Genomic DNA, 6,713 nt, shown 5'->3' with positions numbered 1-6,713 from the left:
CTAATAGCGTTGAGGTGAGTGGTGAAGATATCGGTGGTACCACTTCCATCAGAGCGATGCACGACGGTAATCGGCAAATCCGGGAAAGTCACCTGTGGGTTAAGGCCAGCCAGCAGGGGATCGTTCCAGTTCTTGATCTTGCCCAGGAAGATATTCGCCAGTGCCAGGCGGGAAAGGCGGATTTCGGGGCCCACCCCAGGAATGTTGTACGCTGCAACTAACGCTCCGCCCACCATGGGTACAGAAACCATCCCTTTGGGAGGGTTAGCCTCATTCTCAATTTGGTTGATCTGTTCAGGACGGGGCACGCTGTCAGTGGCACCGAAATCGACCGTGCGGGCTACAAACTGCTGACGACCCGCACCGCTTCCTACAGACTGATAGTTGACCTGGATGTTAGGGTTTTTCTTGCCAAACTCTTGGGCCCAAGTTTGATAGATAGGGGCCGGGAAGGTCGCCCCAGCGCCATTGATGGTGATGGTCTTCTGAGCAAACACCCGCTGCCAATTCGCCTGGCTAGCCGCAAAGCCGGCAACAGTGGCAGATAGAAACTTCAGGAAAGAACGACGCTCCAAGGGGTGCAACATCACCATACAGATCTCCTCTCCCAGATGAAGATAAAATCCTAGCCCAGATCTAAAAAAGGCTACTTCACTCGAGAACCTTACCCAACCCAATCAAAACTCGTCGGGCTGGGTATGCCACTACCGCCTGGAAGCTTGGAGGCAACCCTCAAGCTAACCCTGCGATCCTCAACAAGCCTTCAACCAATCGCAACATCCCAGGGATCCCTTTGAGCACGCAGGGTTCCCTCGGGAACGCTCCATTGAAGACTTCGCCAGTCCGCGCAGCTACTATAACGTAAAGGCAGTTGTTTTTAGTTAAAACGAGGTTAAGCCCAGGTTATCTCTGGGGATATCCGCCAAATGTTGCAAACCCCTCAAGGGATCCCCTTTGGTGTCAGCCACTCCCTACCCTGGATTGGGTATCTCCCAAAACAGAGAACTTCCGCCTTTTGAGTTTGGAAAGGTGGCTTCTTCATCTTCCCGCCAAGGTTCAGAGCTGGAAGAGGACTCTAGAGACCTGCCAATCGGGAATAAGCTCTGAGAAGGGATCCCCTATGCCGACGGGCTGGTGGCTATGGCACTCTGGGCTGACGATGAACCTGCTGAGCCTCTAGAATGGAGGGCTGTCGAGAAAAGAAGTGTCTTCCCAATGTCGAAACGTAACATGCAGGTTGTGCTGCGCCAGGCGATCCCAGGGCTGGGCAAGCCCGGAGAGATTGTCAACGTCAAGCCCGGCTATGCTCGCAACTACCTCTTCCCGCGGCAGATGGCGGTGCGGGTTACCCCTGGCATATTGAAAGAGCAGCAGATGCGTCTGGAGCAGGAAGCGGCTCGTAAACTGGCAGAAAAACAACGGGCGGAAAACTACAAGACCGCTCTGGAGACCATTGGTCGCTTCGTCATCCGTAAGAAAGTGGGAGAACACGACCTCCTATTTGGGCAGGTGACCACCAGCGATATTGCCGAGGTGGTGCTGGCTACCAGCGGTCTAGATATCGACCGCCGCAACATTCTCCTCAACGAGGAAATCAAAAAAACCGGGGTTTATCCCGTGCAGGTAAAGTTACACCCCGAAGTTACCGCTACGCTGCGCATTCAGGTTACTCCCGAATGAGAAGCTACCTTTGAGGCTCCCTGAATTCCTGTGAGGGATCCCGGGGTGAGTAGGGTTTTTGCCTTAGGCAACAAGCGGGTATGCTCAGCCTAGAGCTTGACCCGCCTGACGATTGGAGCTGACTGGCTGAGAGGCCGGTTGCCCTAGGGCTGGGTTGATTTTCCTATCCTGGCTTGTGGTGATCAGCGATTACGACTTAACGGGTGGGGATCGGCTTCCTCCTCAAAACATTGAAGCCGAGGAGGAAATCCTGGGGGGCATTCTCCTCGATCCGGATGCGTTGGTGCGGGTCGCGGAGTTTCTGCGTCCAGAGATGTTCTATATCTCTGCCCACCAAGAGATTTACCGGGCTGCTCTCCAACTGCACAGCCAAGGGCAGCCCACCGACCTGATGACTGTGTCTGCTTGGTTGGCGGATCATCATCTTCTGGAGCGGGTGGGAGGAACAGGGGCGATCCGTCGTCTGCTGGAGCAAACCGTCAGCAGCGTCAACATCGACCAGTATGCCCGCCTGGTGATGGATAAATACATGCGCCGCCAGTTGATCCAGGTGAGCAATACCTTGGCTCGTTTGGCCTACGATACCAGTCAGCCCCTGTCTCAGGTGATGGATCAAGCCGAGCAGCAGGTGTTTGGCCTCACCCAAGAGCGGGTGCAGCGCAGTCTTATCCCGGCCTCCGAGGTTTTGGTCAATATCTTCTCGGATTTGGAAGAGAAGTTCCAGAGTGGGGCTCAGCTCCCTGGGATCCCGACCAAATTCATCGACCTGGATAACCTGACCCAGGGCTTGCAGCGATCCGACTTGTTGATCCTGGCCGGTCGTCCCTCGATGGGGAAGACCAGCCTGGCCCTCAACATTGCCCAGAATGTGGCTGCCTATGCCAAGCAGCCGGTCGCTATCTTTAGCCTGGAAATGTCGAGGGAGCAACTGGTGCAGCGGCTTTTGGCCAGCGAAGCCCGCATCGACAGCAGCCGTCTGCGCTCTGGGCGCATTAGCGAACACGAGTGGCAGCGCCTGGGACAAGCCATTGGTTTTTTATCGCAATTGCCCCTGTTCATCGACGATACCCCCGACTGTACCGTTACCGAAATTCGCTCCAAAGCGCGGCGTTTGCAGGCGGAACAGGGGGGAACGTTGGGGATGGTGTTGATCGACTACCTACAACTGATGCAGGGATCCGCCGCCGACAACCGGGTGCAGGAGCTGTCGCGCATTACTCGTGGCCTCAAGGCCATGGCCAAGGAGCTGATGGTGCCGGTGCTGGTGCTGTCTCAGCTCAGTCGAGCTGTTGAGTCTCGCTCCGATAAGCGCCCGCAACTGGCAGACCTGCGGGAATCGGGCTGTCTGGCCGGGGATACGCAGGTGATGGATGCGGATCGCGGCAAGATCTGGCGGTTGGATCAACTGGCGGCCCTACCGGCTGCGGCGGAACTGCCCCGCCTGCTCAGCTTGAACGGACGCGGACGCCTGGTGCCCCAGCAGCCGGTGAAGGTGTTTCGCAGCGGTCACCAGCCCACTTGTCTTCTGAAGACCCGCCTCAACTTTTCCATTCGCGCCACCGGCAATCACCCCTTTTTCACCCAACAGGGCTGGAAAACCTTGGACGAGCTGCAATTGGAGGAAGAGGTGGCGGTGGTGGTGCAGGAGGGGCTGATCTGGGATCCGGTGGTGTTCATCAGCGAGCCGGGGGAGCCTCAGCCGGTTTACGACATCGAGATGCCCCGCCATCACAACTTTGTGGCCAACGGGCTGCTGGTACACAACAGCATCGAGCAGGATGCCGATCTGGTGATGATGATCTACCGCCCCGAGTATTACGATCCCAACACCAGCGATCGCGGCATTGCCGAGGTCATCATTGCCAAACATCGCAACGGCCCCACCGGCACTGTGCGCCTGCTGTTCGAAAGCCAGTACACCCAGTTTCGCAACCTGGCAGATCCCAACCGCTGAGCAATCGACGCCGAAGAGGGATCCGGAGCTGCTGCCTTGGGAACAACCCCGCAAGGTGTTAGCTTAGGATCGCTGCGGGCCAAAGCGTTGCTCTTGAGCCGGCTACCCTCTCTCCTAATGCTCAAAACGATATGTTTAAAAACGTGTTAATTGCCACCGACCGCCGAGATGGCCTGCAGCGTTTTGGCAAGTGTCTAGAAGATCTGCACAGCAATGGCATCGAGCGCGTCACCTTCGTCCGCAGCGTAGATTGGCAAGAGGACGACATCGGCATTCCCGACGACATTACCCCCGAAGTCCAGGCAGAGCAGACCCAGTTGCAGAAGCTGCTGAACCCGATCCCGGCGGGGTTGGAAGTCAAGGCTCTGGTGCAGGCGGGCAGGCCAGCCGATCTAATCCTAAAAGGCATCCAAACCTATGGCTCCGATCTGCTGATTACAGGCATGGGTACCCACAACCTGCTCGCCGAAAAATTGTTCGGCAGCACCACCATGACGCTGTTGCCGAAGCTGAAAATCCCCCTACTGGTGATGCGCCCCCAACTGCTGGCTACCTTTACCCTGGAAGAATTGCGCTTGCGCAGCCGCCACCTGTTTCGCTGCCTCTTGGTGCCCTTTGACTTTGAGCAGCCGCGTCAGCAGTTGCTGAACCATCTCGGCCACCTGCTGCCCGGTACTTCCCAGTGCCAGACGCTTACCCTGCTCTACGTGGTGGATCCCAGCGCCCGCCGCAACCAAGGAACTCCGGTGGAGGTGCTCCAACGCAAAGCCGAGGCTGACCTGGCCCAGGTGCTTGAACCCCTGAGCGAGCAGGTGAAGCCCGTACAGCTGCGCACCCTGGTGCGGGTGGGATCCCCTCTCAAAGAGATCCTAGCTACTGCTGCCGATGAAGACATGACGGCCATTGCCACTGCCTCCCCCCATGTGGGCAGCTTTTGGGAGTGGTCGGTTCGCAGCCTCACCGGCGAGATTTTGCGGCAAAGTTGGCATCCGGTGTTGTTTTTCCCGCGCGGGTCTTTGGCCCAATAAATCCAGGCAAGATCCAAGCCGAGTGTTGCAGATTGAACTCACCTTCCATGAACCCCCCTTCCACGACAGCGCTGCAGGATCTGTTTCGGGCGGTGGCCCAAGGGAAGCTCACCCCAGAGCAAGCTCTGCAGGCCTATCGCTTTCTGCCCTTCGAGCCGGTGGGAGATTTCGCCCATGTGGATCACCACCGTCCCTTGCGCACGGGCTTTCCCGAAGCCGTGTGGGGGCCGGGCAAGACCCCAGATCAGATTGCCCAGATCCTGGAGCAACTCCACCAGCGGGGATCCCTGGCCTTGGCCACCCGCATCGAAGCCCAGGTGTATGCCGAGATCCGCAGCCGCTTGCCCCAGGCCCAGTATTCCGAGTTGGCCCGCTTGTGTTGGATCCCGCCCCGGCAGGTGGTCAGCCATCCTGGGCAGGTCAGCGTGATCTCCGCCGGCACTGCCGACTTACCGGTGGCAGAAGAAGCCGCCCTCACGCTCGAGCTTTCTGGGTTTCAGGTGAAGCGCCTCTGGGATGTGGGGGTGGCCGGGATCCATCGGCTGCTGCACAACTGGGCGGCCCTGCAAGCGGACGTGCTGATCGTGGTGGCGGGCATGGAGGGGGCCTTGGCCAGCGTGGTGGCGGGTCTGGCGGATTGTCCGGTGATCGCTGTGCCCACCAGCATTGGCTACGGGGCCAGCTTTCAAGGCTTGGCTGCCCTGCTCACCATGCTCAACTCTTGCGCGGCGGGGGTGGGAGTGCTGAACATCGATAACGGTTTCGGGGCGGCGATTCTGGCAGGCCAGATCCTGCGCTGTGGACAACGGCTGGCAGCTCGATTGAGTTCATGCGGCCCCACTGGAGATCCAACAGGGAATCGACAGATTTCGGAAGGTTAAGAATTGTAAATAGATCCTGAGCCAAACAGGCTATACTCAGGCCATAGTTTAGGCTTGGGCTTTCTCTTTCCCATCCTTCGGGAGTTTGAGGGTGTTGCCTCTGGTCACCTAACTGGGTTCATGCCTTTTTCTGGGGTACCTTTATCCGAAGATGGGGAGGGTTCCTACGCTGGTTAACTGCTGTGTTGGACTGACTGGGGCGGACAAAACGCGCGAATATGCTAATTGATGCAACACTTGTCAAAAATGCAACAGATGCGATGAGAGCGACCTTGATCCTGGCGCAAGGGATGACTCAGTCCTTCACCTGGACAGATATTTTCTTGGTAGTGGCTTTGGTGTTTTTGGAGGCCGCCCTCTCTGCGGACAACGCCGTTGCCCTAGCAGCTCTGGTGAAGCATCTGCCCACCCCCCAGCAGCAGAATCGGGCCTTGCGCTGGGGCATCATCGGCGCTTACGGCTTTCGCATCGCCATTGTCTTTGCGGCAGTTTGGTTGGTGGAGTATCCGCCCGCCCAATTCTTGGGGGCCTGTTATCTGCTCTGGCTGGCCTGGCAGCATTTTCGGGGCGGGGAAGAAGGCCAAGAACAGGACATCACCCGCCACGCCAATTTTTGGCAGACCCTGGTGATGGTGGAACTGACGGATCTGGTCTTTTCTTTCGACAGTATCGCTGCTTCGGTGGGTGTCTCCCGCAAGGCTTGGGTAATCATCCTCGGCGGCATTCTCGGCATTACCCTGATGCGCTACATGGCTTCTCTGTTTTTGCGTTGGTTGGACGAGTTCTCTCACCTGGAAGACGCCGCTTTTGCCATCATCGCCTTGGTGGGGAGCACCATGTTGTTGGAGGTGTTTTTCCCCCAAATCGAGATCCCGGAGTGGGGGATGGTGGTGGCTGTGATCCCCCTATTTGTCTGGGGTTTCTCGCGGCGCGTGAAACTCAATTCGGAGCAGGATGAACAGCCGGAGCTGGCTGACGGAGAGAAGAGGGAAGAGAAAAGAGCAGGGGTTACAGACGAGATGGAAATCGTCCCCTCCGGTTGGGTGACTGCCCTTGAGGAAGACCTCGCCCCTGAGCCCCAGAGCAGAGAGAATGGAGAGGAGAGCATGCCTCTAACCCCCAAAACCCTGAACTTTGCTGAATTTACTGAGCTTTAGGCGGTTTGGCAAA

6 protein-coding genes are annotated in these 6,713 nt (G+C 57.7%); 5 read left to right on the top strand and 1 reads right to left on the bottom strand.

Annotated features, from left to right (window positions below; genetic code table 11):
• Positions 1 to 593, bottom strand: a 593-nt coding sequence (locus tag NW840_RS00340; protein WP_414341642.1) for a phosphate ABC transporter substrate-binding protein PstS, incomplete at its 3' end; no start/stop codon positions are given.
• A 622-nt stretch (positions 594 to 1,215) separates the two neighbouring features.
• Here NW840_RS00340 and rplI point away from each other — a divergent pair.
• The 5 genes from rplI (at position 1,216) to NW840_RS00315 (ending at position 6,700) form a co-directional block, all read left to right on the top strand.
• Positions 1,216 to 1,680, top strand: coding sequence for a 50S ribosomal protein L9 (gene rplI, locus NW840_RS00335; protein ID WP_414329820.1), 465 nt, complete (start codon positions 1,216 to 1,218; stop codon positions 1,678 to 1,680).
• 178 nt (positions 1,681 to 1,858) lie between these two features.
• Positions 1,859 to 3,634 (top strand): replicative DNA helicase, encoded by a 1,776-nt coding sequence (dnaB, locus tag NW840_RS00330; protein ID WP_414341640.1) that lies wholly within the window; start codon positions 1,859 to 1,861, stop codon positions 3,632 to 3,634.
• Positions 3,635 to 3,765: 131 nt separating this feature from the next.
• A complete protein-coding gene (locus NW840_RS00325) occupies positions 3,766 to 4,662 on the top strand; it encodes a universal stress protein (protein ID WP_414341637.1) in 897 nt (298 codons plus the stop codon).
• 47 nt (positions 4,663 to 4,709) lie between these two features.
• Positions 4,710 to 5,543, top strand: coding sequence for a nickel pincer cofactor biosynthesis protein LarB (gene larB / locus NW840_RS00320; RefSeq protein ID WP_414341635.1), 834 nt, complete (start codon positions 4,710 to 4,712; stop codon positions 5,541 to 5,543).
• 260 nt (positions 5,544 to 5,803) lie between these two features.
• A complete protein-coding gene (locus NW840_RS00315) occupies positions 5,804 to 6,700 on the top strand; it encodes a TerC family protein (RefSeq protein WP_414341633.1) in 897 nt (298 codons plus the stop codon).
• The last annotated feature ends 13 nt before the right edge of the window (positions 6,701 to 6,713 follow it).

It is taken from the genome of Synechococcus sp. R5-13, assembly GCF_047462015.1.
In the GTDB taxonomy this organism is placed as follows: Bacteria; Cyanobacteriota; Cyanobacteriia; order Thermostichales; family Thermostichaceae; genus Thermostichus.
Note: the sequence above shows the minus strand (reverse complement) of the source record. Positions and strands in the feature narration are given on the sequence as shown.

Bases quoted from the DNA above. Each gene is read 5' to 3' on its own strand.
- rplI (WP_414329820.1), top strand. From the start codon at position 1,216: ATGTCGAAACGTAACATGCAGGTTGTGCTGCGCCAGGCGATCCCAGGG.
- NW840_RS00325 (WP_414341637.1), top strand. From the start codon at position 3,766: ATGTTTAAAAACGTGTTAATTGCCACCGACCGCCGAGATGGCCTGCAG.
- larB (WP_414341635.1), top strand. From the start codon at position 4,710: ATGAACCCCCCTTCCACGACAGCGCTGCAGGATCTGTTTCGGGCGGTG.
- NW840_RS00315 (WP_414341633.1), top strand. From the start codon at position 5,804: ATGAGAGCGACCTTGATCCTGGCGCAAGGGATGACTCAGTCCTTCACC.